The organism is Paraburkholderia sp. J94 (assembly GCF_905220285.1).
GTDB lineage: Bacteria > Pseudomonadota > Gammaproteobacteria > Burkholderiales > Burkholderiaceae > Paraburkholderia > Paraburkholderia tropica_A.
The window spans coordinates 402,551-429,547 of the sequence record NZ_CAJMZH010000009.1 but is presented as its reverse complement, the minus strand read 5'-3'; the positions used below and the strand labels follow the sequence as shown (position 1 = coordinate 429,547).

Here is a 26,997-nt window from a genome sequence, read left to right as displayed (position 1 = left end):
AAGAACCGGTCAGGTCGCATCACCTATCAAGCGCCCACACTTATCGGCTGTAAATTTTTAAAGAACAATTTCGTCTCGATCGCTTCGTTTTCGTTCGCAGCGATCAGCGAAGGAGGCGAATTATGCGGGTCATTCTGAATGCCGTCAAGCGCTTTCGCGAAAAAAGTTTTCGGGCCTGAAAATTCCCTTTAGACACGCCATCACTCGCGCCGATTGGCAAACACGATTCACGCTCCTCCGTCTTCTCCGCATCGCGTCCCGACCTCACTTTCCCGCGCGCCTCGCCCCGCAAAAAGAAAAGTCCATCACCCTATTGCAAATGACGTCTTCGACCATATCGTAGAATGGCGATATAAGATTCGCATAGTGACGATGCAATTCCCATGAAGAAAACTCAACCGACTCCGACGCTCGATCTCGACGCCATCTATAAGGCACTGGCCAATCCGGTGCGCCGAGAGATCCTCGCCTGCCTGCGCGAACCGCACGTGCATTTCGCCGATCAGGAACTCCCGCTCGACCACGGCGTCTGCGCGGGCAAGATCGACGCTTACTGCGCGCTCTCGCAGTCGACGGTCTCCGCGCACCTGGCCGCGCTCCAGAAGGCCGGGCTCGTGACGTCGAAGAAAGTCGGTCAATGGGTGTTCTTCAAACGCAACGAGCCGGTCATCGAGGCGTTCCTCGCCCACATGAGCCAGCAGTTGTGACAGCGCTCCGGCGCAATCGTCCGTTTCATTTCCGATTTTTCCGCTAATCCGCGCATCCGTTTGGCTCGCGGTACGAGGTGAACCTATGGCAACGCTTTTCGACCCCATCCAGATCGGCGATCTCACTCTGCCCAACCGCATCATCATGGCGCCGCTCACGCGTGCGCGCGCCGGCGAGGCGCGCCAGCCAAACGCGCTGATGGCGAAGTACTACGCCGAACGCGCTTCGGCGGGACTGATCATCAGCGAGGCGACGTCGGTGACGCCGCAAGGCGTCGGCTACGCCGAAACGCCCGGCATCTGGTCGCAGGAGCAGGTCGAGGGCTGGAAGCTCGTGACCGAGGCCGTGCACGCGGCGGGCGGGCGCATCTTCCTGCAGCTGTGGCACGTCGGCCGCATCTCCGATCCGGCTTTCCTCGACGGCGAACTGCCCGTCGCACCGAGCGCCATCGCCGCGCAAGGCAACGTGAGCCTCGTGCGTCCGCCGCGCCCGTTCGTGACGCCGCGCGCGCTCGGTCTCGACGAGATCCCCGGCGTGGTCGCCGCGTTCCGCCAGGGCGCGATCAACGCGAAGGCCGCGGGCTTCGACGGCGTCGAGATCCACGGCGCGAACGGCTATCTGCTCGACCAGTTCCTGCAGGACAGCACCAATCAGCGCACCGACGCCTACGGCGGCTCGATCGAAAACCGCGCGCGCCTGCTGCTCGAAGTCACCGACGCGTGCATCGACGTCTGGGGCGCAGACCGCGTCGGCATGCACATCGCGCCACGCGGCGACGCCCACACGATGGGCGATTCGAACCCGGCGGCCACGTTCGGCTACGTCGCACGCGAACTGGGCAAGCGCAAGCTCGCCTTCCTGTTCGCCCGCGAATCGCTGGGCGACAACCGCCTCGGTCCGCAATTGAAGGCCGAATTCGGCGGCCCCTTCATCGCGAACGAGAAGTTCACGCTGGAATCGGCGCAAGAGGTGCTCGCATCGGGCGAAGCCGACGCGATCGCGTGGGGCCAGCTCTTTATTGCGAATCCCGATCTGCCGCACCGCTTCGCGACGAACGCGCCGCTCAATGCGCCGATTCCGTCGACGTTCTACGCACGCGGCGAAACCGGATACACCGACTATCCGTCGCTCGATCAGGTCGCTTAAGGTCGCTTGAGCGCGTTTCAACGCGTGCCGCACGCGCGTCAAATGCGCGCGTGAAAACGACGCCCGCGAAAAAGCCCCGGTAAAGGCGCACTGCCTTTCCGGGGCTTTTTTATCATCGATTCGCGCCGCCAGCCGCGCGCAGCAAGGAATCTCCAATCACGTTCCGCCGATAAAACTCAATCAGGCACCCGCCCCATTTTTTCCTCAAAGCATTCGATAGGGCGTTTCAATTGGCATCGCGCGCGAGACTGTCCTTCAATTCGAATCCTGTCTGCTTTTCCAACCGCCGCAACCGCCGATCGGAGAATCGTCATGCCCCAAGTCGACGCCGAGCAAATCGTTCACAGCATCGCCGAGGAAACCCATACGCCTGAAGAAACCGTCGCGCGCATTTACGCCGACGCCCTCGCTCAATACCGCGTCGGCGCACGCATCGAAGACTATCTCCCGCTCTTTGCCGCGCGCAAAGTCCGCGCGACCCTGCGGCAAAACAGCGCAAAGCCGAGCTGAGTTTCGCGCAATCCCACGCAACGCTACGCAATCCCGACCTCGTTTTTTTCCCTTCCGAAATCACCGCATCGATACGCGCGGGTACCGCTTTTTTACGCGGCGCCGCGCTTATCGGCTTGCGGGTCTTTCGCGTGCCTTTTGCGCGCCTTTTTCACACGGCCGCATTCGCACCGCGTCTTTAACGCCGCCCTTCTCAAGATTTCCCTCTTAAGGTTCGTTTAATTCTTCGCTGTAACCATACGCTCACCCCTGTTGAGCCGCCGGAACATCGGCGGCGTTTTTTTATGCGGCAAGCCGAGGAGGAGCGAAGTCATGGTTGAAGACGACGACGTGCTAATGCACCTGCAATCCCTGCTGCGCGACGGCTCGCCCGGACGCGTCGCCTCTTGCCGCGTGTCCACGCCGCTTCAGCACCCCTGGGGCCGCGCTTACCGGCTCGTCGAATGGACCACGCCACTCGACGACGGCGCGCGCCGCCAGGTCGTGCCGGCGGAAAGCTCTGCGTTCGAGATCGCGCGTCTGGTCGCGGAACACGTGCCCGGCCGCCGCATTCTGCTCAACGGCGAACCCGTCGATGCCGAGCGTCCGCGCACGCGCCGCCGTGCACGCAGCAGCCGCGCCAGCGCACGCGCCGTGAGCTGACACACCCACGCGAGACGGCGCGTCCCGCCAGCCGGGGCGCGCCGTCTCGCCGATATTCCGCAGCACCGTTCCGTTCTTCCGTCTGGCGTTCGGCATCGACGAACGCGAACGCCCTGGCCGCGCGCAAAATCCCCGCGCGCTACGCCACCAAACTTCCCAACGTTGCTTCCAGTTCCGCGCTCACGCTCGTCATCGGCGCGCGCAGTTCATTGCGGATCAATCCACAGCGCGCGAGCGCGGCCTTCACCGGCCCCGGATTCGGTTCCGCGAACGCAGCACGCACGAGCGGCACCAGCGCGTGCCAGAGCGCACGCGCATCGGCGAGACGCCCTTCGCGCACGGCCTGCGCCATCGCCACGAAGCGCTCCGGCAGCAGATGCGCCGACGCCGCGATCGCCCCGCTCGCGCCCGCGCACAGCGCGCCGAACATCTCGATGTCCTCGCCGCAGAGCACCTGCAGGCGGCCGTCGAGAATCAGCGCGAGCGTCTTGTCGAGCGACCCGCCGCAATCCTTCACGGCGACGATGCGTTCATGCCCCGCCAGTTCGAGCAGCGTCGCCAGTTCGAGACGCACGCCGGTGCGCGCGGGAATGTCGTAGAGGATGAAGGGCTTGCGGCTCGCATCGGCGAGCGCCGTGAAATGGCCGATCACGCCCGCCTGCGAAGGACGGATATAGTACGGTGCCGCCGCCAGCACGCCCGCGATGGGCGTGTCGTTGAGCGCCTCGACGCGCTCGCGCACCGACGCCGTGTGATTGCCGCTCACGCCCGCCACCACCGGCAGCGGCCCCGCCGCGGCGAGCACCGTCGCAAGCACGGCGTCCTGCTCGCGATCGTCGAGCGCGGCGGGTTCGCCGGTCGTGCCGAGCGCGACGAAGCCCGCCACGCCCGCCCGCGCGTAGTGGCGCACCAGCGCGTCGAGCGCCTCGTGATCGACCGCTCCCTGGTTGAACGGCGTGACGAGCGGAATCCAGATACCCGAAAACGAAGACATGACTTTCCCTTGAACGCGACCGAGTGGAAGGTCCGTCGAGCGGTGCGGGGAAATCGGGCTGGCCTGGAGAAAGGAGGGGGCGGCAAGCTGTTCCATCGCAACATCCGACGGAACAGCAAGCTCCGGTCAGATGAGCGGCTGTTTTTTGGCTTTCACGCTGACCGACGCGGCCTGCGCGCGCGCCGACATCGCGCGCGACAGGGCGGCGATGACGACGATAGGCTGGGCGAAGGTATTCGGCTGACGTGACATGCCGGCAAGTGTAACCGAGATCGCCCGCCCGCGCGCCGCCCGGCTGACGATGCACTCAGCGATGCACTTCGCCGTGCGCGCCCATATCGAGAATCGGCGCATCGAGCAGCAGATTCGGCGCATCGCTGGGGTCGCGCTTGGTGAGCTTGCCGTCGACGCTCGCGCCGCAATCCATCTGCAACTGCTGGTAGTAGATGTTGCCGACCACATGCGCATTCGATTGCAGCTCGACGAAATGATCCGCGATCACGTCGCCGACGATGCGGCCGTTGACGACGATGTCGTAGCCATGCACGTTGCCCTGCACCACGCTGCGCTCGCTGAGCACCAGCAGCGTCTGCGCGCCCGCCTTGCCGTTGACGTTGCCGGTCACCTGGCCGTCGAGCCGCAGGCCGTCCGCGAATTCGAGGTTGCCCGTGATGCGGACATCCTCGGCGATCAGCGTCGCGAGTTTGGTCTGCTGGATACCCGGCTGGGGCTTCTTCTTGTTGAACATGAACATCACCGTTGCGTTTGCGTTGCTGAAGAAATGCCGTGGCGCCACCCACGGCACGAAACTCGGGGTGCGGGCGCGCTCACTGGGAGGCGTTGCCGCTGCTGGAAGTGCCGTTCGCGCTGCCATTCGCGCTGCCGTTCGAGCCACCGTTCGCGCCCGCGCCGCGCGCGCCGCCGTGGCTGCGCAGGAACAGCAATTCGGCTTGCGCTTTCGCGACTTGCGCCTGGGCCGCGTCCGCCGACTGCTGCAACGCCGTCCGCGCCGCGCGCTCCTGCTCGAGCGCGAGCTGGGCCGTCGTGAGCTGGGTTTGCAGCACGTCGGGCTCGACCACGGGACAGGCCGGTTCCGCGCCCCTCAGCGCCCACGCCGAAGCCGCCGCGCCCGCGCCGCCGGCCAGCGCGGTCCATACGAGCGCGAACGCCCAGCGCGAGGCGCGCGAGCGCACCGGTTGCAGTTCGAAGGCGCGCCGGGCGTCGGTGCGCACGCGCGCGGACGGGCGCGCGTCAGCCATTCGCCCGCCCGTTGCGCCCGACGCGATCGTTCGCGCCCGCGCCCTCGCCGCCACGCGCGTCTTTGACGCCACTCGCGCCACTCACGCCACTTACGCGATAAGCGTCGAACAGCGCCAGATAGTCGGTCGGATTGACCTGCGCGCCGCGCACGATCACCTCGAAGTGCAGATGCGGACCGGTCGAGCGCCCCGTCGAGCCGACATCGGCGATATGCTCGCCCGGCAGCACCACCTGCCCCGGCGTGACGTCGAGCTTCGAGGCGTGGCCGTAGCGCGTGATGAAGCCGTTGCCGTGATCGATTTCCACGGCGTTGCCGTAGCCCGCCTTCGGCCCCGCGAAGATCACGCGGCCGCCCGCGGCGGCGAGAATCGGCGTGCCCGTGGGCGCCACGAGATCGACGCCGGGATGGAAGCTCAGGCGCTTCGTGAACGGATCGATGCGATTGCCGAACGGCGAGCCCATGCGCCCGCCGTCGGTCGGCCGGCGGCCCGGATACGCCTGCAAGGCGACCTCGTGCAGCGCGACGGCGTGTTCGAGCGCGCTCAGCGTCGCGCTCATGCAGTCGACCTCGCCGGCCACCGCGTGCGCGTTGGCGCGCGCCGCCGAGGCCTCCGCGCAGCGGCGCGGCGCGAGCGCGGGACCGCCCTCGCCGTCTTCGTCGTCGCCGGAATGGTCGTGTGCGGCGGCGGGCGCCGTGGATGTGCCGCGCGGCGTCTGCGCGCGCAGGCGCTCGTCGAACTGGCGCAACTGCGCGAGTTGCGCGGCGAGGCGCTCGATACGCGGATCGAGCAGGGAGATCGACGCGTTCATGCGGCCGATCTCGCCCACCACATAGTGATGCTGCACGGTGCCCGCCTGGCCGGACGCCGCGCCGCCCGCCGCGCTGCTATACCGGCCGATCGCGATGCCGCCCGCGAGCGAGACCACCACCGCGACGCAGGCGGTCGCGATCAACGTGCGGCGCGCGGCGCGCTGCGTGACGAAGCGCGTGCCGCCGCTCGACAGCTCGTCGATGGAGCTCGACCACGGCATTTTCATGGTCGCCCCCACAGGCGCGATTTCACCCGCACAGGCGAAACACACGCGCCGGGAAACAGGATCTGGATATGCATCTGAGGCTGCCGGGCCGGCCTGCGCCCGCCCTTCCGAAAATCGAAACGGCGATTATCGAGGCGTCTGAAAAATCCCCATCCCGATAAAAAGTCCGCTCGAACGAGCGAACCCGCGCGCGCCGCTTCAACCGTGCGCCTCGAAAATCGCTTGACTTCTCGCCCCGCCGAACTAATATACGCACCGCGTACATAAACCAGCCAACACGGGTGCCAGCATGAGCGTTCCGCAACAAGCCTTCCTCCGCGACGCCATGCGTCGCCTGAACATGACCCGCGACGCCTTCGCGAGCCGCATCGGCGTCACGCGCCGCGCGCTCGACACGTGGCTGCTGCCCGAGGAATCGCAGGAATCGCGCGCCATGCCCGAGATCGTCGAGCGTTTCGTCTCGGAGATCGTCGGTGGCGGCGAGCCGCGTGAAAGCTATACGCAAAGCGTAGATCCGCGTTCGCTGGCCAGCCAGATGCAATTCGAAGGCAAGCCGCAGCTGCTCTCCGTCGATCAGTTCTCGCGCGACTCCGTCGAAGCGCTGTTCCGCGTGGCCGACATCATGCAGCCCATCGCGCGCCGCCGGAAAATCTCGCGCGTGCTCGAAGGCGCGGTGCTCGGCAACCTGTTCTTCGAGGCGAGCACGCGGACCCGCGTGAGCTTCGGCGCCGCGTTCTGCCGCCTGGGCGGTTCGGTGTGCGATACGACCGGCTTCACGTTCTCGTCGATGGCGAAGGGCGAATCGATCTACGACACGAGCCGCGTGATGGCCGGCTACGTCGACGCGATGGTGATCCGCCACCCGGACCAGGGCTCGGTGGCCGAATTCGCGCGCGCCGTGAACATCCCCGTGATCAACGGCGGCGACGGTCCCGGCGAGCATCCGAGCCAGGCGCTGCTCGACCTCTACACGATCCAGCGCGAGTTCTCGCGTCTGGGCAAGATCGTCGACGGCGCGCACATCGCGCTCGTGGGCGACCTCAAGTACGGCCGCACGGTGCACTCGCTCGTGAAGCTGCTCGCGCTCTATCGCGGCATCAAGTTCACGCTCATTTCGCCGCCGATGCTCGAAATGCCGCAGTACATCGTCGACAAGATCTCGACCAACGGCCACGTGGTCGAGCAGACGACCGACCTCAAGGAAGGCCTGCGCGGCGCGGACGTGGTGTACGCCACGCGCATCCAGAAGGAGCGTTTCACCGACGAGTCGTTCGAAGGCTACACGCCCGATTTCCAGATCAACCTCGCGCTGCTCGACACGTTCTGCACCCCCGAGACGCTCGTGATGCACCCGCTGCCGCGTGACAGCCGTCCCGGCGCGAACGATCTCTCGACCGACCTGAACCACGACCCGCGTCTCGCGATCTTCCGCCAGACCGACAACGGCATCCCGGTGCGCATGGCGATCTTCGCGGTGCTGCTGGGCGTCGAGAATCTCGTGCAGCATTCGATGCGCGACGCCGTGTGGCGTCCGCCTGCATATCTCGGCCCGGACGACGCCACCTTTCACGGCATCGACTAAAGGTTCGCGGCGCGCGCTCTGCGCCCAATGAAAAAGCCGGGAAGCATGACGCTTCCCGGCTTTTTTTACGCCCGGCGCGTTCAACCGAACAACGTGTACTCGCCGCCGCGCGCCAGCGCGCGCTGATACGCGGGCCGCGCGTGAATGCGTTCCAGAAACGCGCGGATCGGCGCGTGCTGTTCCGCGCCCGCGCGCTTCGCGCCGGCTTCGAGCGGAAAACTCATCTGCACGTCGGCGGCCGTGAAGGCGTCGCCGGCGAACCAGCCCGTGGCGTCGAGTTCCTGCGCGATATAGCCGAAGTGCAGCGCGAGCTGCGGCCTGACGAAGCCGCTCTCCAGCGAACCCGCGACCTTGCGCACGACCGGCTTCACGAAGAACGGCACCTTCGCCCCCGCGATGCGCTGCGCCACCAGCGCGAGCAGCAACGGCGGCATCGCCGATCCCTCGGCGTAGTGCATCCAGTAACGGTAGCGCAAATACTCGGGCGTGCCGCGCGCGGGCACGAAACGCCCGTCGCCATACTGCTCCACCAGATATTCGAGGATCGCGCCCGACTCGGCCAGCGTGCGATCGCCGTCCGTGACGACGGGCGACTTGCCGAGCGGATGCACCGCGCGCAACGCGGGCGGCGCGAGCATCGTCTCCTTGTCGCGCTGATACTTCACGATGTCGTAATCGACGCCCAGTTCTTCGAGCATCCAGAGCACGCGCTGCGAGCGCGAATTGTCGAGGTGGTGAACCGTCAGCATCAGGACTCCTCCAGTTTTTTGTCGGCGCGGCGTGATTGCCTCGAATGCCGCCTTGTATGCAAAATGAATCATCACAATTAACTGCTAGCATGCACGGAAAACAAACAGGAGACTGACGTGCACGCCTTTCTTTTCACGCTGATCGATGGCTTGTCGATCGTCGCGGCGATCGCGCTGACGCTGATCGCCGCCGCGCTCGTGATGGTAGCCTCCGCCGAGCCCAAAGCGGCGCAATCCGAGGATGTATTCGGTTTCGAATCGCTGCAGGCCGCGCCGGCCGCGAGCCTGCCGGCCGTGCAGCGCTACGCGGCGCGCGACGGCGAACCGCTCGCGTTCCGCTTCTACGACAGCACGGCCTCGCAGGTGCTGATCTTCGTGCATGGCTCCTCGTATCACGGCGCGTCGTATCACGCGCTCGCGGCGCATCTGAGCCAGCGCGGCATCGCGCGCGTCGTGCTGCCGAATCTGCGCGGCCATTACCTCTCCGGCACGCGGCGCGGCGACGTCGACTATCTCGGCCAGTTCGAGGACGATCTCGCCGATCTCATCACGCATCTGCGCAATCGCGGCGAGTCGGGACCGATCGTGCTCGGCGGCCATTCGAGCGGCGGCGGTCTCGTGATCCGCTTCGCGGGCGGCGCGCATGCGGCGCTCGTCGCGCGCTTTCTCGCGCTGAGCCCGGCCATCGCGGGCTCGCGCTCGCTCAAGGCGGATAGCGGCTGGGCCAGCCTGCATCTGCGGCGGATCATCGGGCTCGCGCTGCTGAACCTGTTCGGCGTGCGCGGCTTCAATGCCTTGCCCGTGATCGCGTTCAACAAGCCCGCGCGCTTTCGCGACGGCACCGAAACGCTCGCGTATTCGTATCGGCTCAATGGCGCGTATCATCCGCGCGGCCGTTATGACCGCGATGTGGCGAAGCTCGGCGCGCAGGCCGCGGTGCTCGTCGGCGCCAACGACGAAGCCATCGATGCGACCTTGCTCGGCGAACTGATCGCGCGTGCGTCGCCGCACACTTATTTCGCTGTCCTGCCCGATATCGATCACTTCGGCGTGTTCACCCGCGAACCCGCGATGGCCGCCGTGGCGGCATGGCTCGACACGCCACCCGACGACGACGGCGGCACGCAGCGCGTCGCGGCCAGCTCGGCCATCGTGGTTTGACGCGTCGCGGCTGATGGATCGCAAGCGACATCGCACACACGCATCGCGCAACATCGAAATCACGGCGGCTGTCCGCGCCGCCAGCTTCGCGACCGCCTGACGCCAGCCGCGCGACAGGCCCGCGCCAGAAGCCGCGCCGTCACGAAAATTTCGCGTGCCAAACCCCTTGCTGCCCTTTACTTTCGCCGCGCTCGCGCGCACCGTGCAGGTCTGATCCTGCCGGCGCGCCGGGCTGGCCGTCGTGCGCGCGGCACTGAATTTGCTGCTGAAGCTGTTTCGTCATTCGTTTCGAAGCAAGAGGTCCGCACGCTGCGCGACGTCCCACGCTGCATCGCGATTCGCGTGCGCTCGCCATCCTCGATGGAGCCCGCCGAACGCCATGTCACACGATCGCTCTCACGACGCGCCCGCTGCTGCGGATGCGCAATCGCCCACCCCACCCGCCGACACCTCGCGCCGACGCTTCCTGCAATCGGCCGCAGCCGCCGCCGCGCTCGGCGCGACACCGCATCTGCACGCGCAGCAAAGCGCACCGTCGAATGAACCCGCGAACGAACCCGCAAGCGCGCCACCCGCCGTGCCCGCGCAACCCGTGCAACTCACCATCAATGGCCGCGAGTACGCGCTGCATATCGAGCCGCGCGTGACCTTGCTCGATGCCTTGCGCGATTACGCCGGACTCACCGGCACGAAGAAGGGCTGCGATCGCGGCCAGTGCGGCGCATGCACCGTGCTCGTGGAAGGCCGCCGCATCAACGCGTGCCTCACGCTCGCGGTGATGCACGAAGGCCAGCGCATCACCACGGTCGAAGGCCTCGCGAGCGCGACGCAGCCGAGCGCGATCCAGCGCGCCTTCGTCGAGCGCGATGCGTTGCAGTGCGGCTTCTGCACACCGGGGCAGTTGTGTTCGGCGACGGCGTGTCTCAGCGAATTCGCGGCGGGCACCGCGAGCGCCGCGACCGCCGACGTGCGCACGCGCCCCGCGCAACTGAGCGACGCCGAAATCCGCGAGCGCATGAGCGGCAATCTGTGCCGCTGCGGCGCCTACGTGAATATCGTGGCCGCCGTGCGCGACGCGCACAGCGCCGGCGCGTAACGCACGGAGCACGCTTATGGACGCTCTCTCCTACCAGCGCGCCGCCAGCATCGACGCCGCGATCGCCGCCGCGCAGCAACCGGGCGCGGCCTTCATCGGCGGCGGCACGAATCTGCTCGATCTGATGAAAGGCGGCCTCGCGCATCCCGTCACGCTGATCGACATCACGCGCCTCGCGTCGCTCGATCTTGTGGAGACCTTGCCCGACGGCGGCCTGCGCATCGGCGCGCTCGTGCGCAACAGCGACGCCGCCAATCACACGCTCGTGCGCACGCGTTATCCGCTGCTCTCGCAGGCGCTGCTCGCGGGCGCGTCGCCGCAATTGCGCAACATGGCGACGGTCGGCGGCAACCTGCTGCAACGCACGCGCTGCGATTACTTCTACGACACCGCGTTCGCCCAATGCAACAAGCGCGCGCCCGGCAGCGGCTGCGCGGCGCTCGGCGGCTTCAACCGCCTGCACGCGATACTCGGCGCGAGCGCGCAATGCGTGGCCGTGAATCCGTCCGATATGAGCGTGGCGCTCGCGGCGCTCGACGCCGTCGTGCACGTGCGCGGCCCGAACGGCGCGCGTGCGATTCCCATCGCGCAGTTTCATCGTCTGCCCGGCGAGCGTCCCGATCTCGACACCACGCTCGCGCCCGGCGAACTGATCACTTCGGTCGATCTGCCGCCGCCCGCATTCAGCGATCACGCGCACTACCTGAAGCTGCGCGACCGCGCGAGCTACGCGTTCGCGCTCGTTTCCGTTGCGGCGGCGCTGCAACTCGACGGCCAACGCGTGCGAAGCGCGCGCATCGCGCTCGGCGGCGTCGCGCACAAGCCGTGGCGCGCGAGTCTCGCCGAACAGCATCTCGCGGGCCGCACGCTCGACACCGCCACACTGCGCGCGGCGGCCGCCGCCGAACTCGCGCAGGCGCGGCCGCTGTCGGGCAATGCGTTCAAGGTCGAACTCGCGCAGCGCGCGATCGTCCGCGCGACGTTGCAGGCCGCAGGCGCCACGGGAGACTTCGCATGAACGACACGAATCCGCTGATCGGCCAGCCCGTCGACCGCATCGATGGGCTGATGAAAGTGACTGGCAGTGCTAACTATGCGTCCGATTTTCCCGAGGCGCGGCTCGCGCATGCGGTGCTCGTGACGAGCACGGTGTCGAGCGGCACGATCACGTCGATCGATACGCGCCGCGCGCAGGCAATGCCCGGCGTGCTGCTCGTGATGACGTGGCAAAACGCGATGCGTCTGCCGAACCACGGCCAGCCGCCACTCGCACCGCCCGCGGGCCGCCGCCTCACGCTGCTGCAGGACAACGTCGTGCGCTACAGCAACGAGCCGATCGCGGTCGTGGTCGCCGACACGCTGGAGCGCGCCATCGACGCCGCGCAACACGTTCATCCGACCTACGCCGCCACGCCATCGACGCTCGATTTCGCGCGCGCGAAAGCGCAGGCGCATACGCCGCCCACACAGCCCGGCCGTCCCGCCGATTCGTCGCGCGGTGACCCCGAAGCGGGCCTGCGCGAAGGCGCGGTGCGCATCGACGCGATCTACACGACGCCCGTGCAATTCCACAATCCGATGGAGCCGCACGCGACGCTGGCGCGCTGGGACGGCCCCGAACTCACGCTCTACGACGCGACGCAAGGCGTGACCGGCGCGAGCAACGCGGTCGCCGCCGTGTTCGGCGTGCCCGCCGCGAACGTGCGCGTGATTTCGCCGTTCATCGGCGGCGGCTTCGGCTGCAAGGGCTCGTCGTGGTCGCATGTGAGCCTGTGCGCGATGGCCGCGAAGCAGACGGGCCGTCCCGTGCGTCTCGCGCTCGCGCGTCCGCAGATGTTCGGCCCCGTGGGTTCGCGCCCGCACACGGAGCAGCATCTGTCGATCGCGGCGCACCGCGACGGCACACTCACGGGCCTGCGTCACGACACGCTTTCGCATACGTCGACATTCGAGGACTGGACCGAATTGTCCGGTCTCGTCACGCGCATGATGTACGCGGTGCCGAACCTGAGCACGAGCCATCGCGTCGTGCCGCTGAACGTGGGCACGCCGACCTTCACGCGCGCGCCCGGCGAGACCACCGGCTCGTTCGCGCTCGAATCGGCGATGGACGAACTCGCGTGGCGGCTCAAGATCGATCCCGTCGCGCTGCGCCTGAAGAATTACGCCGAAACGGAGCCGCAGGAAAACAGGCCGTGGTCGTCGAAGGCGCTGCACGAGTGCTACGCGGCGGGCGCGGAACGCTTCGGCTGGGCGAAGCGCGTGAACGCGCCGCGCGCGATGCGCGAGGGCAATACGCTGATCGGCTGGGGCATGGCAAGCGCGACCTATCCCGCGAACCGCAGCGAGGCGTCGGCGCTCGCGCGCATCCTGCCCGACGGCACGGCGATGGTCGCTTCCGGCACCCAGGATATCGGCACCGGCACCTACACGGTGATGACGCAGGTGGCCGCCGACGCGCTCGGCTTTCCGCCCGAGCGTATTTCGTTCGCGCTCGGCGATTCGACGCTGCCGCGCGCGCCCGTCTCGGGCGGCTCGCAGTCGGCGGCGAGCGTGTCGCCCGCCGTGCAGGCCGCGGCGCGGGCCGCGCGCGACAAGCTGATCGCGCTGGCCGTCGCCGACCGCGGCTCGCCCGTGTTTGGCGCCGCGCCCGCCGACGTGACCGTCGTCGACGGCTGGGTCGTCTTGCGCAACGATCCGTCGCGCCGCGATCCCGCTGCCGCGATCGTCGCGCGCGCGGGCGGCCAGCCGGTCGAGGCGCAGGCCACGGCCAAACCCGGCGACGAGCGCAAGCAGTACGCGTTCCACTCGTTCGGCGCGGTGTTCGCCGAAGTGCACGTCGATGCCGAACTGGGCACGGTGCGCGTGACGCGCATCGTCGGCGCTTACGACGTGGGGCAGGTGCTCAACGAGAAGACCGCGCGCAGCCAGTTGATGGGCGGCATGGTGTGGGGCGTGAGCACCGCGCTGCACGAAGACGGTCTGCTCGACACGCGCACGGGCCGCTTCGCGAACGCGAATTTCGCGCAGTACCACGTGCCGGTGAACGCCGATATCGGCGCGCTCGACGTGATGTTCGTGGGGCAGCCGGATTGGCGTTTCAATCCGGTCGGCGTGCGCGGCATCGGCGAAATCGGCATTACGGGCGTACCCGCGGCGATCGCGAACGCCGTCTATCACGCGACCGGCGTGCGCGTGCGCGATCTGCCGATCACGCTCGACAAGCTGATGCTGCCGCAGCACGCCTTCGCTTGATGCGCCGCCAGCGAGCGAACAAACGGAAACCGGCGCGCGGAGCAAGCCGCACTTGCCCCGCGCGCCATTGCGCCGCACAATCGGCCCATTCCCTTCTCGCGCGGTACACCCCATGGCCTATGCATCGCTCGCCACCGGCGTACTGCTCGCCGCCGGCACGGGATCGCGCTTCGATCCCAACGGTCTGCGCAACAAGCTGCTCGCGCCGCTGCCCGGCGGCGTCTGCGTCGCGCACGAAGCCGCGCACCGTCTGCTGCTCGTCCTGCCCAAAGTGATCGCCGTCGTGCGTCCCGGCGCGGAAACGCTCGCGCACACGCTCAACGAGGCGGGCTGCGACGTGGTGTTCGCACCGGACGCCGTGCGCGGCATGGGCGCGAGTCTCGCGGCGGCCATCGAAGCCGATACGGAAGGCGAAAGCTGGATCGTGGCGCTCGCGGACATGCCGCGCATCGCGGTGCCGACCATCGAGGCCGTCGCGCGCGAACTCGACGCGGGCGCGTCGCTCGTCGCGCCGTTTCACGACGGCCAGCGCGGGCATCCGGTGGGATTCGGCCTCGAACATCGCGCGGCGCTGCTCGCGCTCGACGGCGATTCGGGCGCGCGCACGCTGCTGGGCGCGCATCCGCTCAAGCGGCTCGACGTCGACGATCCGGGGATTCTGCGCGACGTCGATACGCCCGCCGATCTGGACGGGCTCTAGACCGCGCGGCGCAAGAACGCCTCAAGCACGTTTAAGGACGGCTCGCGTCCGTCAATGTCTCGGCAGGATTCGCGGCCGGATTCGTGGCCAGATTCGCGGCTGAACTCACGGCCGAACTCGCGGCGGAATCGAGCGCCACGCTGCGAACGGCAGCCGTATCCGAGGCGGCGCCGGGCGGCGTCTGCACCGCGGCGACCTGCTGCCCGGCTTTGGCGTGCGATGCATGCCCAAACAACGTCGGCACGCCGAGCAAACCCAGAACGAACACCACCGCCACTACCGCCGCACCCATGACATCACCTTGCCGAATCGGATGGAGCGCGCGTGCGCTCCCTTTTTGAGAAAGGCTGAAGTTTACGGCCCGGTAAGATTTTGTGAAATGCCGAAGAGATATAAACAGTGTTGATGCGGTGACAATAATCGGCATCGAAAATGGCCTGCGCCACGCGCAATAGACGCGGTTTGATGAACAATCGCCGACCGATGTCCACGTCGTCGCGCTCGTGTGTGCCAATCGGCGAGTGGAGACGCATGCGCGCATCCTGCGAAAGTCCGCCGTCATTCCGTCCGAATCTCCACGGCACGCATCGCCGCCATCGCCTACGCTATAAGCACGCGCCCCGCTTTCCGCCCTCCGCCAGGCCGCTCCCGCGCACGAGGTAGCCGCGATGATCTGCTCGCACACGAACCCGCTTCCCGAACCGCTCGCCGATCCGACGCGCGATCCCGAACGCGATCCGCTCACGCCCCCGCCGCCGGGCCATCACGGCGAGGAACCGCAACGCCCCGACGGGCCGCCGAACAAAGATCCTGTCTGAGCGGTGGCGCTCGCCGCGCCGCCCGCCGCGCGCGATCGATCCGATCCGCGCGCGCCTCTTGATACCTCCCCCGTTATTTCCTTTCACAAAACTTGCACCGTTGCGCGGCAGTCCCTAGAATGCAAACGATTCGTATTTGCAGTCAAATAGCGGATACTATTGGGTTTTCCGCTCCTCCCGCCGTTTAACCGAACCGCCCGACGCCATCGTGACCGCCTTTCTGACCGCGCCCGTTCCCGCCATCCGCCGGGCCAGCCGCGCCGCCGCATGAGACCGCTGCTGGTACGCCTGCACCGCTGGTTCGGCCTCGGCACGGCGGCATTCCTGTTCATCGCCGGACTGACCGGCGCGGTGATCGCGTGGGACCACGAACTGGACTCCGCGCTCAACCCGTCCTTCTATCACGCCGACACGCCGGGCACGCCGCTGCCGCCGCTCGAACTCGCGAAGCGCTTCGAGGCCGCCGAGCCGCACGCCGAAGTCACCTATATGCCGCTCTCGATCGAGCCCGGCAGCACCTTCATGGCGCGCGTGAGTCCGCGCAACGATCCGAAGACCGGCGCACCGTATCCGCTCGACTACAACCAGATCGCGCTCGATCCCGTGACCGGCGCGGAACAGGGCCGCCGCATGTGGGGCGCGCCGTCGCTCGCGCGCCAGAATCTGATCCCGTTCCTCTATCAGCTCCACTACACGCTGTTCATGCCGACGAAAATGGGCATCGACTTCGGCGTCTGGACGATGGGCGTGGTGGGCATGGTGTGGCTGCTCGACGGTTTCATCGCCATCGTGCTCGCGTTTCCGAATCTCAAGAGCTGGCGCAAGTCGCTCGCGTTCCGCCTCAAGCGCGGCGGCTACGCGCTCACGTTCGACCTGCACCGTTCGGGCGGCGTGTGGCTCTGGGGCCTGCTGATCCTGATGGCCGTCACGTCGATCTCGATGAATCTCGGCGCGCAGGTCGTGCGCCCCGTGGTCTCGGTCTTCTCGACGCTCGCGCCGGACCCGTTCAGCACGCCCTCGCCCGCCGGCGCGCTCACGCCCGCCCAGGCCGACGCCGCGCGCACGCGCATCGTCGCCGAGGCCGGCGCGATCGGCCGACGCGAAGGCATTACCGCGCCGCCCGGCGGCCTGTTCGCGATGCCCGCTTTCGGCGCCTATGGCGTGGGCTACTTCGCCGCGGGCAACGATCACGGCGACGCGGGCCTCGGCAATCCGTGGCTCGTGATCGACGGCCACAACGACACGGTTCTGGGCCGCCAGATTCCCGGACGCGGCAGCGCGGGCGACATCTTCATTCAGGCGCAGTTTCCGCTGCACTCGGGCCGCATCGCCGGCTTGCCGGGACGCATCGCGATCAGCTTCACGGGCATCGTCGTGGCGATGCTCAGCGTGACCGGCGTGCTGATCTGGCTGAAGAAAGCGCGCGCGCGCCGCAAGTCGTCGAAGCAGAACGTGCCCGTGCGCACGCGCGAACGCACCGTGAGTTAATCGTTACGCCGATTACGGCTCGCGCCAAAACAAAAAGGCCTTGCAGCGCTTTCACGCTGCAAGGCCTTTTTTTACGGGCTAAAACGAATCGAATCGCGAAACGTAAAGCGTTATTGCGCGATCGCGTCGAACGACGCCAGCAGACGCTCGACGTCGGCGGCATGAATGTCGCCCATCGTCGAGATGCGGAACAGCTCCTTCGACAGACCGCCTTGCCCCGCGTAGATCACGAAGCCGCGCGCCTTGAGCGCGTCGTGCAGCTTCGGATAGTCGACGCCCGCGGGCAGACGGAACGCGCGCAGCACCACCGACGATTCGTCCTTCGGCAGCACGCAGTCCATGCCGCGCGCGGCGAGACCCGCACGCACCTGCTCCGAGAGCGCCGCATAGCGCGCGTGACGCGCCTTCCAGCCGCCTTCGTCGGCCAGTTCGCGCAGCGCCTCGACCAGCGCGTAATACGCGTGCACCGACGGCGTGAACGGCGTATTGCGCTGATCCTGCAGCGTCGCGAGACGCTTGAGGTCGAGGTAGTACGTGCGACTCGCGGCCGTGCCGAGCGCCGCGCGGCGCACGATCACGAAGGCTGCGCCGGGCACGCCGTGCAGGCACTTGTTCGCGGTCGCGGCCACGGCGGCGATGCTCGTGTCGTCGAAGTCGATCGCTTCGGAACCGAAGCTGCTGACGCCGTCGACGAGCATCTGCACACCGCGCGCGCGGCACGCCTCGCCCAGCGCGCGCAGATCGTTCAGGCGGCCCGTGGTGGTCTCGTGATGAATGATCGCCACGTGCGTGAACGACTTGTCGGCGTCGAGCGCGGCGGTAATGCGCGCGAGATCGGGCGCCTGCATCCACTCGTGCTTCACCACTTCGTGCGCGATGCCGTACTGCGTGGCGATCGCGGTGATGCGCTCGCCGTACACGCCGTTTTCGACGATCAGCAGCTTGCCGTTCGCGGGCACGAGCGAAGCGATCATGCTCTCGACCGCGGCCGTGCCGGAACCGGTCATGAGCACCGCCTGCCACTGCGCGGGATCGAGATCGTAGACGCCGACGAGACGCGTGCGCGCCTCTTCCTGCACGTCGAAGAACTCGCTTTCGCGATGGCACAGATCTTCCTGCAGCAGGCTGCGGCGCACGCGTTCCGTGAGCGTGACCGGGCCGGGATTGAGCAACAGCATCGGCGATTCCTTATTGAGCGGCGTTGACGACAGCCGCAGCCTCGGCGCCGATATGGCGCATGAGACGCGACTTGACGTCGGGCGGCGTGATGGTCGGGCGCGGCAGGCCGTCGGGCGTGCCACGCTTGATCGTCAGGCGTACGAAGCGTGCGCCGGCGACACCGTTCGCACCCGTCGCACGTTCGCGCGCGGCTTGCAGCACGGCGTCGAGCGTGGCGAGATCGTCGCCTTCCACGGCGTCGGCGTAACCGCACGCCGCCGCCACGTTCGCGAACGAAACCTGCTGCGCGACGGTGGCCTGGCCGCCCGTCGAGTCGTGCGCGCCGTTGTCGAGCAGCACGTGCGTGAGGTTCGACGGACCGTAAGCGCCGAGCGTCGCGAAGTTGCCCATGCGCATGAGCGCGGCGCCGTCACCGTCGAGCGCGACCACGTTCAGGTCGGGGCGCGCGAGCGCGAGACCGAGCGCGAACGAGCTGATGCAGCCCATCGAGCCGACCATGTACAACTGGTTCGAGCGGTCGTCGATGGCGTAGAGCTCGCGGCCGCAGAAGCCCGTCGAAGCGACCACCACCGTCGATTCGGCGGGCGTCGCCGCGATCACGCGTTCGAGCGCCTGCTGGCGCGTCGGCAGATCGTCGTAGCCCACGCCCGTGAACTTCGACTGCGCCACCGGCAGCGCGTGCTTCGCGGGCATCGAGCCGCCGCCCTGCAATTCGAACGGCGCGACGCTGCCCTTTTGCATCACGAGCGCATACGGGCGGCCCGTTTCGTCCATGTGCTTGATGGCGCGTTCGAGCGCGGGCGCGATCTGGTCGGCTTCCGTGGGGAACAGCTCCCAGGGCACGTCCATCGTGTCGAGCATCTGCGGCGTGACCGGGCCCATCAGCGCGTGCTGCGGTTCGTCGGAGACGCCCGGCTGGCCGCGCCACGTCACGATCAGCAGTTGCGGCAGACGGAAAGTCCACGTGAGCGAGGTGAGCGGGCTCACCGCGTTGCCGAGACCCGAGTTCTGCATCATCGCGATGCCGCGCTTGCCTGCGAGCGCGACGCCCGCGATCAGCGCCACGGCGTCGCCCTCGTTGGCCGAGCTGACGTAATGCAGCGACTCGTCCTGCAGCACGTAATTGATGAACGGCGTGAGGAACGAGCACGGCACGCCCGCATACCATTCGAAGCCGCGCGCGCGCGCCGCTTCGACGAACTGTGCCGCTTCGATCATGCGTTCGCCTCCGGCTTCGAACCCGCGTCGCTGCCGATCGGCGTTTGCGCGTGCGCGAAGTCGCCGGCACGGCGGAAATCTTCGAGGTCGTTCACGCCGCGCCAGTGGCCGCGCACGTATTGCACTTCGATCTTCTCGCCGTCGGCGATCAGCGCGTTGAGCAGCGCCGGCATGTCGAGCGTGTCGAAGTCGGCTTGCGTCTGCAGTTGCGCGAGCTTGTTCTTGAGCTTTTCACGGCCTTCGCCGCGCACGTTCATCAGACCGATCCAGCGGCCCGACGGCGCGACGCCTTGCGAAGCCTGATCCGACGACACGCGCTGGAGATAGATCTTGTTGCCGAACAGGCCGCGGTCGTCGCCCGACGAGCACCACGCGAAGTCGCGCACGCTCGCGTTTTCCGATTCCGGCGACGAGTCGATCACCACGCTGAACTCCGCGTCGCTTTCCACGAGGTCGCGCAGGATGTAGCTGCGGAACAGCAGATCGCCGTAGGAGATCACGGTGTCGTTCTTGAGCGCGTCGACGGCGCACGCGAGCGAGGCCAGTTCGTTGGTCTGCGCGTAACGCTCGTTGCGCGCGAGCTTGATGCCCGCCGTGTCGATCGCCTCGGCCTTGTAGCCGCCCACGACCGTGATGTCGTTGACCGCTTCCTTCTTGAACGCGTCGACGAGCCAGCGCAGCAGCGGCTTGCCCGCGACCGGCAGCATGACCTTCGGCTTGTCTTCGGTGACGGCGTCGAGGCCCGATCCGCGGCTTGCCGCCAGCACGATCGCCGAACCGGCCGAGCGCGTGGTCGAGAGATAGCGGTTCTCGGCGTCCGAATATTCGTCGGCGTCCTGCAGACGGAAGATTTCGTTGACGGTCGCGATGCGGTCTTCCACGTCGACGAGCGTCTGCGTTTCGTAGATCGTCTTCGTGACGGCCTGCATCGCCGAGACGGCCGCGCGGACCTGATGGTTCGCCCAGATCACCGTGCTGATGCCCGCCTTGCGGAACACGTCGGTCGGCGTGCTGTAGTACTTGGTCGGCACGATCACCAGCGGACCGCGACCGGCCCATTCGCGCGCGAACGTGAGGATCTCGTCAGGTTTCGAGAGCTTGCTGTGGATGAGGATCGCGTCCGCGCCCGCGAGGCGATACGCTTCGGCGCGCTTGAGCGCTTCGTCCATGCCCCAGCCTGCGATCAGCGCCTCGACGCGCGCCACGATCGAGAAGTTCTCGTCGGTCTGCGAGTCCTTGCCGGCCTTGATCTTGCCGCAGAATTCGTCGATGTCGGCGAGCGGTTGCGCTTCGCCGCCGATGAAGCTGTTGGTCTTCGGGAACACCTTGTCTTCGATACAGACGCCGGCGATGCCGCGCTGTTCGAGCTTGCGCACGAGGCGGCGCACGTTGTTGAAGTTGCCGTAGCCGGTGTCGCCGTCGAGCAGGATCGGCAGATCGCTCGCGTCGGCCATGAACTCGAGGTTGTCGACCACCTGGGTCCAGCTCGCTTCGTTGTTGTCGCGCACGCCGAACTGCGCGGAGATCGAGAGGCCCGAGCCCCAGATCGCCTTGAAGCCTGCTTCGCGCGCGATGCGTGCCGACAGGCCGTTGTGCGCTTCCATCAGGAATTCAAGTTCGTTGCTGACCAGCATCTGACGCAGCCGTGCGCTGCGCGATGCCGGAACCAGTGCGGGTTCGCGTGCGTTCATCGTGTAACTCCAGTGGACGTCGCGTGGGCGCAATGTTTTGCCTGCGCCGCGCGCGTCGCATCGTTGGGAAATGACTTTTCTGGCCTGGGCGCCGCTTGCTGCGTTGCTAGTTGCGTTGCCTGGTGCGTGGCCCGTTGTCGTACTCAATCGCTTGCGGGCGACTTGCTTCTCGCTTGCGAAACACCGACGTGTTGCTTGCGAATTGCCCGCTATATCAGAAGCGAAGCGCGAATAAGAATCGATCCTGCATTAGCGAATCCGAAGCTGCATTCGAACCGCAACCGTCGCGGTAACAGATTCGGGACACGCACAGGAACGCACTCGTTCGCAGCCCCTACAACAACGGCGCGACGCCCGCATGACAAGGGCAGCCTTGAGCCGAAGCCGCGACTATAGCGGAAATGATTATTGCTTGTCGTCGAATCCCGCCAGAAGTGGCAAATCATGGAGTTGCTGTGAAATTTGTGGCTTTTAAGCGCGAAATACGGCGTTTTTTGTACTCATGTGGATGATGCGCGTGGCGCCTGTGCATATGCACGTCGCCATGCACGCAGCCGCTCGCGTCAACGCCTTGTTTTGTATGAGGAAACGGCTTGACCGAGGGTTCGTCCCGACTCGCCCGCACGCTCGCAAACGCCGTTAACACGCACAGGCGCAGCGCTCGCGGTGCCTGACTCGACGCCCTCATGCCAGCCTTAGAACCATCCGATACACGATGACGCTCAACACCAAACTCCGCTCGATGATCACGATCCTCTGGATCGGCCTGCTGCTGATCGTGGCCTTCGGCGCATGGCAAAGCCGCGACTCCATGATCCGCGAACGGCGCGCGCAACTGACCACGCTCGTCGACGAAGCCAGCAGCATCGCCAACTATTACTACAGCCTCTCGCAACGCAACGCGCTGCCCGAAGCCGAGGCGCAGAAACAGGCACTCGCCGTGATCGGTTCGATCCGTTACGGCGGCGACGGCTATCTGAGCATCAACAATTCGCAGTCGGTCATGCTGATGCATCCGATCAAGCCCGAACTCAACGGCAAGATGCTCGCCGGTTTCACCGATCCGGCCGGCAAGCATGTGTTCACCGCGCTGTCCGAGGCCGCGAATCAGCCGGGCGGCGGTTTCGTCGATTACCTCTGGGCCAAGCCCGGCCATAGCGAGCCCGTGCCGAAGCTGAGCTTCGGCAACCGCTTCGCGCCGTGGGACTGGGTGATCGTGACCGGCATGTATATGGACGACGTGAGCGCCGCGTTCTACGGCAGCCTCGTGCGCTGGCTGCTCGTGACCTTCGTGCTCGGCGGCATCGCGACCGTGGTGATGGTGTTCGTCGTGCGCAGCGTGCGCGGCAGCATCGGCGGCGAACTCGAAGTGGCCGTCGACACGGCCAACCGCATCGCGCAGGGCGACCTGACTTCGCGCGTCGATGCGCAGGGCACCCACGCGCAGAGCCTGATGCGCGCGCTCGCGACGATGCAGGGCGCGCTCGTGCAGACCGTGGCGCGCGTGCGCAGCGGCGCGGAAAACATCAACGTGGGCGCGAACGAAATCGCCGCGGGCAACACCGATCTCTCGCAGCGCACCGAGCAACAGGCGGCCGCGCTCGTGCAGACCGCATCGAGCATGGACGAGATGACGTCCAACGTCCGCCAGAACGCCGACAGCGCGCAGCACGCCGCCACGCTCGCGAGCGAAGCCGCCGACATCGCGACGCGCGGCAGCAGCGTCGTCGACGACGTGGTGCGCACGATGGGCGCCATCACGACGAGTTCGCAGCAGATCGGCGACATCATCGGCGTGATCGACGGCATCGCGTTCCAGACCAATATCCTCGCGCTGAACGCCGCCGTGGAAGCGGCGCGCGCGGGCGAACAGGGCCGCGGCTTCGCCGTGGTCGCGGCCGAAGTGCGCAGCCTCGCGCAGCGCTCGGCGGCGGCGGCCAAGGAGATCAAGGCGCTGATCGAGCAGTCGACGGGCACGGTCGCCGAAGGCCAGCAACTCGTGACCAACGCGGGCACGACGATGGGCGAGATCGTGCAATCGGTGCGGCGCGTGCACGAGATTCTCGAAGAGATCAGCCACGCGTCGCGCGAGCAGAGCGCAGGCATCGAGCAGGTCAACCGCGCGGTGGGCGAAATGGATCAGGTGACGCAGCAGAACGCCGCGCTGGTCGAGGAAGCCGCCGCCGCCGCGCATTCGCTCAAGGATCAGGTGACGGGGCTGCGCGAGGCGATTGCGAGTTTCCAGTTGCCGGTGGCGGCTTGAGCATCGGCGTTTTGAGCATCGCGGTCCGAATCGACTGATCGCCGATGTCCGGGCGCGCCACGCGCCACCCGGACATCGGCGCGGGCGCACCACCGCGCCCGCCGTGCGTCTCTCCACCCGCCACGCCCCCTGCACTTTCCCTGCGCCGCATCACATCACGTGCTGCCCCGCCTCGCCACGTAAATTTCAATTAAATTACACACAGTTTACAATGCCATTCGATTGACACCGCCCTCGCCCACGATGATCCGTTCGAGAAAACCGCCGCGCGACCCGCACGCCACCGCGACCCGCCATCCGTTGCTGGCGTCGAAGCTGCCCGCCTGGCGCTCGAAGCTGATCGTGTTCATCACGTTCTCCGCGTTCGCGGCGCTCGCGGGCCGCGCGCTCTGGGTGCAGGTCGTCAATCACGACTTCTACGTCAAGCAAGGGCAAAAACGCTATCAGCGCACGCTCGAACTCGACGCCATGCGCGGGCGCATCGTCGACCGCAACGGCGCGATCCTCGCGGTGAGTCTCGAAACCTTCGAGATCTGGGCGAATCCGAAAATCCTCGACGAAGCCGCCTGGTCGCCGCTCGCGAAGCTGCTCGACATGCCGATCGCCGAACTGCGCCGCCGCCTCGCCGGCGACCGCTCGTTCGTGCTGCTCAAGCGTCAGGTCGACGCCGACACCGCCGCGCACATCGACGAAATGGCGACCGGCGGCATCACGCTGATCGCCGACTCGAAGCGCTATTACCCCGAAGGCGAATCGGCCGCGCACGTCGTGGGCTTCACCGACGTCGAAGACGCGGGCCAGGAAGGTGTGGAGCTCGCCGCCGAAGCGCGTTTGCGCGGCACGCCAGGCCAGCGCGAAGTGATCCGCGACCGCCTCGGGCGCGTGATCTCCGAGCCGAGCGAGCGCGTGCAGCCGAAGAACGGCGAGACCGTGCAGCTCACCGTGGACCGCCGCGTGCAGCAGCTCGCCTATACGCAGCTCAAGGCGGCCGTCGAGAAGAATCATGCGGAAGCGGGCAGCGTCGTGGTGCTCGACGCGCAGAACGGCGACATTCTCGCGCTCGCGAACTGGCCGTCGTTCGATCCGAACAACCGCGCGCGCCTGACCGGCAAGCAGTTGCGCAATCGCGCGGTGATCGACACCTTCGAGCCCGGTTCGACGATCAAACCGGTGGTCGCCGCGCTCTCGATGGATCTGCGCAAGGTCAACGCGAACAGCATCATCGACACTTCGCCGGGCACCTACCGCATCGGGCCTGCGGTGATCCACGACACCTCGAATCACGGCCGCATGACGGTGGCCGAGGCGATCCAGAAGTCGAGCAATATCGCGCTCGCGAAGATCGCGCTGAACCTGCCCGCGCAGACCATCTGGAACAAGTATCAGGATTACGGGCTCGGCATGCGGCCCGAGGTGACGTTTCCCGGCGCGGCGGCGGGACGCGTGCGGCCGTGGGCGCGCTGGCGTCCGATCGAACAGGCGACGATGGCGTATGGCTATGGGCTCTCGGCGTCGCTGCTGCAGATCGCGCAGGTCTACACGGCCTACGCGGGCGACGGCACGATGTATCCGGCCAGGCTGCTGCACGGCGCGCCCGTCACCACCGCCACCGCGCCGCGCGCGGTCACCACGCCGGCCACGGCGGCGGCGCTGCGCAAGATGCTCGAAATGGCGACGACGGAAGGCGGCACGGGCCGCGCCGCGAACGTCGAGGGCTATCGCGTGGGCGGCAAGACCGGCACCGCGCGCAAGCAGATCGGCGCGGGCTACGCGAAGAACCGCTATCGCGCGCTGTTCGTCGGCATGGCGCCGATGAGCGCGCCGCGCGTGATCGTCGCCGTGATGATCGACGATCCGGCGGGCCGCTCGTACTACGGCGGCACCGTCGCGGGGCCGGTGTTCGCGGGTGTCACGCAGGGCACGCTGCAACTGATGGGCGTGCCGCCGGATTTGCAGACGCCGCTGGCGCGCCAGGCGCTCGCCGCTGCTCAGTGAATGCGCGGGCCGGTTGGGCCGCGTTTCGCTTTTACGGCGGTTTACTGCGGTTTCAGTGCGGTTTTAGTGCTGCGCTTCGGCAGCGGGCTGCGCGACGCGCGTGCCTGTCTGTCCGGATTGCGCCGGTTCCGTGCCGTAGCCCGATTGCACCGCTTCCACCGCTTCCGCCGCTTGATTCGATTGCGCGACATCCTGCGCGCGCGGCTGCGCCTGTGCTTGCGCGAGGCGAGCCTCATCGGCGCGCTTCGCTTCGAGACGACGCATCGCCTCTTCGATATCGTTCGGATAATTCGCGTTGCTCGCCTGCGACGGGTTATAGCCCACCGATTCCAGATCCTTCAGCTCCTGCAGCACTTGCGCGCGCGTCACCGGACCGTTGTGGATGGACTGCGCAAACGCGATCGCCGGCGCGATCGCCATTATCGAAACCAGCGCCGTGCGTAGCATTGCGTTCTTCACCTTGCTCTCCTGTGTCAGTCGATGCGACAAGTCTACGCAGCGAGCGAGCGCGTAAAAACGCACCGCACAGGGGAGGACTGTTCCAGTCCGCGGAAGATTGCAGGGGATTGTTGGCGTGGGCGCGCGCAAACCGCCCCACGCGCGCGCTCAAATCTGATCGCGTCCGAACGCGCGCAAGGCGTCGAGATTCACCACGTCCACGCGGTTGTACGCGAGCGTGACGAGACCTTCGCGTTCCAGCGTCTGCAAGGCCTGATTGACGCGCTGCCGCGACGCGCCCGCCAGCATGCCGATCTCTTCCTGCGAGATTTCGAGCGCGCGGCCCGTCTCCGGGTAGAGATCGGGATTGAACATCTGCGCGAGCGCCTGGGCGATGCGCGCATCGACGTCGAGCAAACGGCTGTTCTGGATCAGCCCGATGAATTCGCCCATGCGGTTGTTCAACTGATGGATCACGAAGCGGTTGAACGGCAGGCTGCTATCCATCAGGCGATGAAACGTGTCGGCGGGCACCGCCATCACGAGCGAAGGCTGAAGCGCGATCACATCGTATTTGCGCGGCTCGCGCTTGATCACGCTGCCCTCGCCGAACCAGCCGCCGTGCGGCACGCCCGAGAACGTGCAGCCGCGTCCCGACGCGTTGAAGATGGCGAGCTTCACGAGCCCGCTGCTCACGCCCAGCCAGTACGCGGACGGCGCCTCGCGCGCGGCCACCGTCGCGCCCGCGGCCCAGCTCTGCGCGTGCGAGCTGTCCAGCACCCACGCGCGGTGTTCGGCGTCGAGCGAACGGAACCACGCGAAGCGCTCGAACAACGCCGCGAGCCGCGCCGCGTCGCGCGCATCGATGCGGCCCGCGAGCGCGGCGGAGGCGTTGTCCGGGGGCATAATGGGCTGCGTCATGGCGCTCACCTTGAAATAGATCATTCGGCACGGCCGCTCTGTCGCGCCAGCGACAGACTCGGGCGCGCGGTCCTGCTACGGTAGCGCGAATCATACCGATAAACCGTCAATCCGCACGGGCCGTCCGGCCGCCGCATCGCATGCA

26 protein-coding genes and 1 pseudogene are annotated in these 26,997 nt (G+C 67.1%); 14 read left to right on the top strand and 13 right to left on the bottom strand.

Going from position 1 to position 26,997, the window contains the following annotated elements:
- Positions 1-383 precede the first annotated feature (383 nt).
- The 4 genes and pseudogenes from U4Y88_RS21875 to U4Y88_RS21860 all read left to right on the top strand — a co-directional run.
- Positions 384-707 (top strand): metalloregulator ArsR/SmtB family transcription factor, encoded by a 324-nt coding sequence (locus U4Y88_RS21875; protein WP_321786267.1) that lies wholly within the window; start codon positions 384-386, stop codon positions 705-707.
- A gap of 85 nt (positions 708-792) precedes the next feature.
- Positions 793-1,854, top strand: coding sequence for an alkene reductase (locus U4Y88_RS21870; protein WP_224018353.1), 1,062 nt, complete (start codon positions 793-795; stop codon positions 1,852-1,854).
- Positions 1,855-2,166: 312 nt separating this feature from the next.
- Positions 2,167-2,364, top strand: a complete 198-nt coding sequence (locus U4Y88_RS21865) for a DUF3562 domain-containing protein (protein ID WP_415774481.1) — start codon at positions 2,167-2,169, stop codon at positions 2,362-2,364.
- A gap of 336 nt (positions 2,365-2,700) precedes the next feature.
- Positions 2,701-2,910: pseudogene (locus tag U4Y88_RS21860) on the top strand (DUF2866 domain-containing protein); the annotation flags it as partial.
- A 235-nt stretch (positions 2,911-3,145) separates the two neighbouring features.
- On the opposite strand, the gene dapA reads toward U4Y88_RS21860, so the two are convergent.
- From dapA to U4Y88_RS21835, 5 genes are all read right to left on the bottom strand, one after another.
- The gene (gene dapA, locus U4Y88_RS21855; RefSeq protein WP_321786265.1) at positions 3,146-4,000 is read right to left on the bottom strand and encodes a 4-hydroxy-tetrahydrodipicolinate synthase; all 855 of its coding nucleotides are present in this window, start codon (positions 3,998-4,000) and stop codon (positions 3,146-3,148) included.
- Between the two features lie 126 nt (positions 4,001-4,126).
- Positions 4,127-4,354 carry a hypothetical protein gene (locus U4Y88_RS21850; protein ID WP_321786263.1) on the bottom strand — a complete coding sequence of 76 codons (228 nt, stop codon included), beginning with the start codon at positions 4,352-4,354 and terminating at the stop codon, positions 4,127-4,129.
- Positions 4,308-4,748, bottom strand: coding sequence for a bactofilin family protein (locus U4Y88_RS21845; RefSeq protein WP_224018357.1), 441 nt, complete (start codon positions 4,746-4,748; stop codon positions 4,308-4,310). The genes U4Y88_RS21850 and U4Y88_RS21845 overlap by 47 nt, the downstream gene beginning before the upstream one ends.
- A gap of 79 nt (positions 4,749-4,827) precedes the next feature.
- Entirely contained in the window at positions 4,828-5,259 is a 432-nt protein-coding gene (locus tag U4Y88_RS21840; protein WP_321786261.1) for a hypothetical protein, read from the bottom strand.
- A complete protein-coding gene (locus tag U4Y88_RS21835; RefSeq protein WP_321786259.1) occupies positions 5,252-6,298 on the bottom strand; it encodes a M23 family metallopeptidase in 1,047 nt (348 codons plus the stop codon). The genes U4Y88_RS21840 and U4Y88_RS21835 overlap by 8 nt, the downstream gene beginning before the upstream one ends.
- 289 nt (positions 6,299-6,587) lie before the next feature.
- Here U4Y88_RS21835 and U4Y88_RS21830 point away from each other — a divergent pair, with 289 nt between their 5' ends.
- On the top strand, positions 6,588-7,880 hold the full coding sequence (locus U4Y88_RS21830) for an aspartate carbamoyltransferase (protein ID WP_205997912.1): 1,293 nt from the start codon (positions 6,588-6,590) through the stop codon (positions 7,878-7,880).
- 80 nt (positions 7,881-7,960) lie between these two features.
- On the opposite strand, the gene U4Y88_RS21825 is transcribed toward U4Y88_RS21830, so the two are convergent.
- Positions 7,961-8,629 carry a glutathione S-transferase gene (locus U4Y88_RS21825; RefSeq protein WP_310630184.1) on the bottom strand — a complete coding sequence of 223 codons (669 nt, stop codon included), beginning with the start codon at positions 8,627-8,629 and terminating at the stop codon, positions 7,961-7,963.
- A gap of 117 nt (positions 8,630-8,746) precedes the next feature.
- Between U4Y88_RS21825 and U4Y88_RS21820 the strand changes: the two genes are divergently transcribed.
- The 5 genes from U4Y88_RS21820 to U4Y88_RS21800 all read left to right on the top strand — a co-directional run bounded on the left by U4Y88_RS21820 (position 8,747) and on the right by U4Y88_RS21800 (position 14,841).
- The gene (locus U4Y88_RS21820) at positions 8,747-9,790 is read left to right on the top strand and encodes an alpha/beta hydrolase (protein ID WP_321786257.1); all 1,044 of its coding nucleotides are present in this window, start codon (positions 8,747-8,749) and stop codon (positions 9,788-9,790) included.
- A gap of 379 nt (positions 9,791-10,169) precedes the next feature.
- Positions 10,170-10,886 carry a (2Fe-2S)-binding protein gene (locus tag U4Y88_RS21815; protein WP_321786255.1) on the top strand — a complete coding sequence of 239 codons (717 nt, stop codon included), beginning with the start codon at positions 10,170-10,172 and terminating at the stop codon, positions 10,884-10,886.
- 16 nt (positions 10,887-10,902) lie between these two features.
- Positions 10,903-11,904, top strand: coding sequence for a xanthine dehydrogenase family protein subunit M (locus U4Y88_RS21810; RefSeq protein ID WP_321786253.1), 1,002 nt, complete (start codon positions 10,903-10,905; stop codon positions 11,902-11,904).
- Positions 11,901-14,141, top strand: a complete 2,241-nt coding sequence (locus tag U4Y88_RS21805; protein ID WP_321786251.1) for a xanthine dehydrogenase family protein molybdopterin-binding subunit — start codon at positions 11,901-11,903, stop codon at positions 14,139-14,141. The genes U4Y88_RS21810 and U4Y88_RS21805 overlap by 4 nt, the downstream gene beginning before the upstream one ends.
- A 112-nt stretch (positions 14,142-14,253) precedes the next feature.
- The gene (locus U4Y88_RS21800; RefSeq protein ID WP_321786249.1) at positions 14,254-14,841 is read left to right on the top strand and encodes a nucleotidyltransferase family protein; all 588 of its coding nucleotides are present in this window, start codon (positions 14,254-14,256) and stop codon (positions 14,839-14,841) included.
- 31 nt (positions 14,842-14,872) lie between these two features.
- On the opposite strand, the gene U4Y88_RS21795 is transcribed toward U4Y88_RS21800, so the two are convergent.
- The gene (locus tag U4Y88_RS21795) at positions 14,873-15,268 is read right to left on the bottom strand and encodes a hypothetical protein (RefSeq protein WP_321786247.1); all 396 of its coding nucleotides are present in this window, start codon (positions 15,266-15,268) and stop codon (positions 14,873-14,875) included.
- Positions 15,269-15,509: 241 nt separating this feature from the next.
- On the opposite strand from U4Y88_RS21795, the gene U4Y88_RS21790 reads away from it, so the two are divergent.
- Together U4Y88_RS21790 and U4Y88_RS21785 are read left to right on the top strand one after the other, a co-directional pair.
- Entirely contained in the window at positions 15,510-15,659 is a 150-nt protein-coding gene (locus U4Y88_RS21790) for a hypothetical protein (protein ID WP_224014297.1), read from the top strand.
- 267 nt (positions 15,660-15,926) lie between these two features.
- Positions 15,927-17,147, top strand: coding sequence for a PepSY-associated TM helix domain-containing protein (locus U4Y88_RS21785; protein WP_321786245.1), 1,221 nt, complete (start codon positions 15,927-15,929; stop codon positions 17,145-17,147).
- 110 nt (positions 17,148-17,257) lie between these two features.
- On the opposite strand, the gene U4Y88_RS21780 is transcribed toward U4Y88_RS21785, so the two are convergent.
- The 3 genes from U4Y88_RS21780 to aepX are packed head-to-tail and all read right to left on the bottom strand — an operon-like array spanning position 17,258 to position 21,235.
- Positions 17,258-18,325, bottom strand: coding sequence for a 2-aminoethylphosphonate aminotransferase (locus U4Y88_RS21780; RefSeq protein ID WP_321786243.1), 1,068 nt, complete (start codon positions 18,323-18,325; stop codon positions 17,258-17,260).
- A gap of 10 nt (positions 18,326-18,335) precedes the next feature.
- Positions 18,336-19,544 (bottom strand): phosphonopyruvate decarboxylase, encoded by a 1,209-nt coding sequence (aepY, locus tag U4Y88_RS21775; RefSeq protein ID WP_224014303.1) that lies wholly within the window; start codon positions 19,542-19,544, stop codon positions 18,336-18,338.
- A complete protein-coding gene (gene aepX, locus U4Y88_RS21770) occupies positions 19,541-21,235 on the bottom strand; it encodes a phosphoenolpyruvate mutase (protein WP_224014305.1) in 1,695 nt (564 codons plus the stop codon). Before aepX ends, aepY begins: the two co-directional genes overlap by 4 nt.
- 715 nt (positions 21,236-21,950) lie before the next feature.
- Here aepX and U4Y88_RS21765 point away from each other — a divergent pair.
- Positions 21,951-23,498: a methyl-accepting chemotaxis protein gene (locus U4Y88_RS21765; RefSeq protein WP_321786241.1), complete on the top strand. Its 1,548-nt coding sequence runs from the start codon at positions 21,951-21,953 to the stop codon at positions 23,496-23,498.
- Between the two features lie 206 nt (positions 23,499-23,704).
- On the opposite strand, the gene U4Y88_RS21760 is transcribed toward U4Y88_RS21765, so the two are convergent.
- A complete protein-coding gene (locus U4Y88_RS21760; protein ID WP_310633437.1) occupies positions 23,705-23,848 on the bottom strand; it encodes a hypothetical protein in 144 nt (47 codons plus the stop codon).
- Here U4Y88_RS21760 and U4Y88_RS21755 point away from each other — a divergent pair.
- Positions 23,841-25,493, top strand: a complete 1,653-nt coding sequence (locus U4Y88_RS21755) for a penicillin-binding protein 2 (RefSeq protein ID WP_321786239.1) — start codon at positions 23,841-23,843, stop codon at positions 25,491-25,493. The genes U4Y88_RS21760 and U4Y88_RS21755 overlap by 8 nt on opposite strands.
- Positions 25,494-25,556: 63 nt before the next feature.
- Here U4Y88_RS21755 and U4Y88_RS21750 read toward each other — a convergent pair whose 3' ends face one another.
- Together U4Y88_RS21750 and U4Y88_RS21745 are read right to left on the bottom strand one after the other, a co-directional pair.
- Positions 25,557-25,952: a DUF4148 domain-containing protein gene (locus U4Y88_RS21750; protein WP_321786237.1), complete on the bottom strand. Its 396-nt coding sequence runs from the start codon at positions 25,950-25,952 to the stop codon at positions 25,557-25,559.
- Positions 25,953-26,099: 147 nt separating this feature from the next.
- The gene (locus U4Y88_RS21745; RefSeq protein ID WP_405045122.1) at positions 26,100-26,876 is read right to left on the bottom strand and encodes a Crp/Fnr family transcriptional regulator; all 777 of its coding nucleotides are present in this window, start codon (positions 26,874-26,876) and stop codon (positions 26,100-26,102) included.
- Between the last annotated feature and the right edge of the window lie 121 nt (positions 26,877-26,997).

Bases quoted from the DNA above. Each gene is read 5' to 3' on its own strand.
- dapA (WP_321786265.1), bottom strand. From the start codon at position 4,000: ATGTCTTCGTTTTCGGGTATCTGGATTCCGCTCGTCACGCCGTTCAAC.
- U4Y88_RS21830 (WP_205997912.1), top strand. From the start codon at position 6,588: ATGAGCGTTCCGCAACAAGCCTTCCTCCGCGACGCCATGCGTCGCCTG.
- U4Y88_RS21840 (WP_321786261.1), bottom strand. From the start codon at position 5,259: ATGGCTGACGCGCGCCCGTCCGCGCGCGTGCGCACCGACGCCCGGCGC.
- aepX (WP_224014305.1), bottom strand. From the start codon at position 21,235: ATGAACGCACGCGAACCCGCACTGGTTCCGGCATCGCGCAGCGCACGG.
- U4Y88_RS21805 (WP_321786251.1), top strand. From the start codon at position 11,901: ATGAACGACACGAATCCGCTGATCGGCCAGCCCGTCGACCGCATCGAT.
- U4Y88_RS21760 (WP_310633437.1), bottom strand. From the start codon at position 23,848: ATGAACACGATCAGCTTCGAGCGCCAGGCGGGCAGCTTCGACGCCAGC.
- U4Y88_RS21745 (WP_405045122.1), bottom strand. From the start codon at position 26,876: ATGATCTATTTCAAGGTGAGCGCCATGACGCAGCCCATTATGCCCCCG.
- U4Y88_RS21850 (WP_321786263.1), bottom strand. From the start codon at position 4,354: ATGCGCCGATTCTCGATATGGGCGCGCACGGCGAAGTGCATCGCTGAG.
- U4Y88_RS21875 (WP_321786267.1), top strand. From the start codon at position 384: ATGAAGAAAACTCAACCGACTCCGACGCTCGATCTCGACGCCATCTAT.
- U4Y88_RS21815 (WP_321786255.1), top strand. From the start codon at position 10,170: ATGTCACACGATCGCTCTCACGACGCGCCCGCTGCTGCGGATGCGCAA.
- U4Y88_RS21825 (WP_310630184.1), bottom strand. From the start codon at position 8,629: ATGCTGACGGTTCACCACCTCGACAATTCGCGCTCGCAGCGCGTGCTC.
- U4Y88_RS21865 (WP_415774481.1), top strand. From the start codon at position 2,167: ATGCCCCAAGTCGACGCCGAGCAAATCGTTCACAGCATCGCCGAGGAA.
- U4Y88_RS21765 (WP_321786241.1), top strand. From the start codon at position 21,951: ATGACGCTCAACACCAAACTCCGCTCGATGATCACGATCCTCTGGATC.
- U4Y88_RS21845 (WP_224018357.1), bottom strand. From the start codon at position 4,748: ATGTTCAACAAGAAGAAGCCCCAGCCGGGTATCCAGCAGACCAAACTC.
- U4Y88_RS21780 (WP_321786243.1), bottom strand. From the start codon at position 18,325: ATGCTGTTGCTCAATCCCGGCCCGGTCACGCTCACGGAACGCGTGCGC.
- U4Y88_RS21795 (WP_321786247.1), bottom strand. From the start codon at position 15,268: ATGCCGATTATTGTCACCGCATCAACACTGTTTATATCTCTTCGGCAT.
- U4Y88_RS21790 (WP_224014297.1), top strand. From the start codon at position 15,510: ATGATCTGCTCGCACACGAACCCGCTTCCCGAACCGCTCGCCGATCCG.
- U4Y88_RS21835 (WP_321786259.1), bottom strand. From the start codon at position 6,298: ATGAAAATGCCGTGGTCGAGCTCCATCGACGAGCTGTCGAGCGGCGGC.
- U4Y88_RS21785 (WP_321786245.1), top strand. From the start codon at position 15,927: ATGAGACCGCTGCTGGTACGCCTGCACCGCTGGTTCGGCCTCGGCACG.
- U4Y88_RS21870 (WP_224018353.1), top strand. From the start codon at position 793: ATGGCAACGCTTTTCGACCCCATCCAGATCGGCGATCTCACTCTGCCC.
- U4Y88_RS21800 (WP_321786249.1), top strand. From the start codon at position 14,254: ATGGCCTATGCATCGCTCGCCACCGGCGTACTGCTCGCCGCCGGCACG.
- aepY (WP_224014303.1), bottom strand. From the start codon at position 19,544: ATGATCGAAGCGGCACAGTTCGTCGAAGCGGCGCGCGCGCGCGGCTTC.
- U4Y88_RS21810 (WP_321786253.1), top strand. From the start codon at position 10,903: ATGGACGCTCTCTCCTACCAGCGCGCCGCCAGCATCGACGCCGCGATC.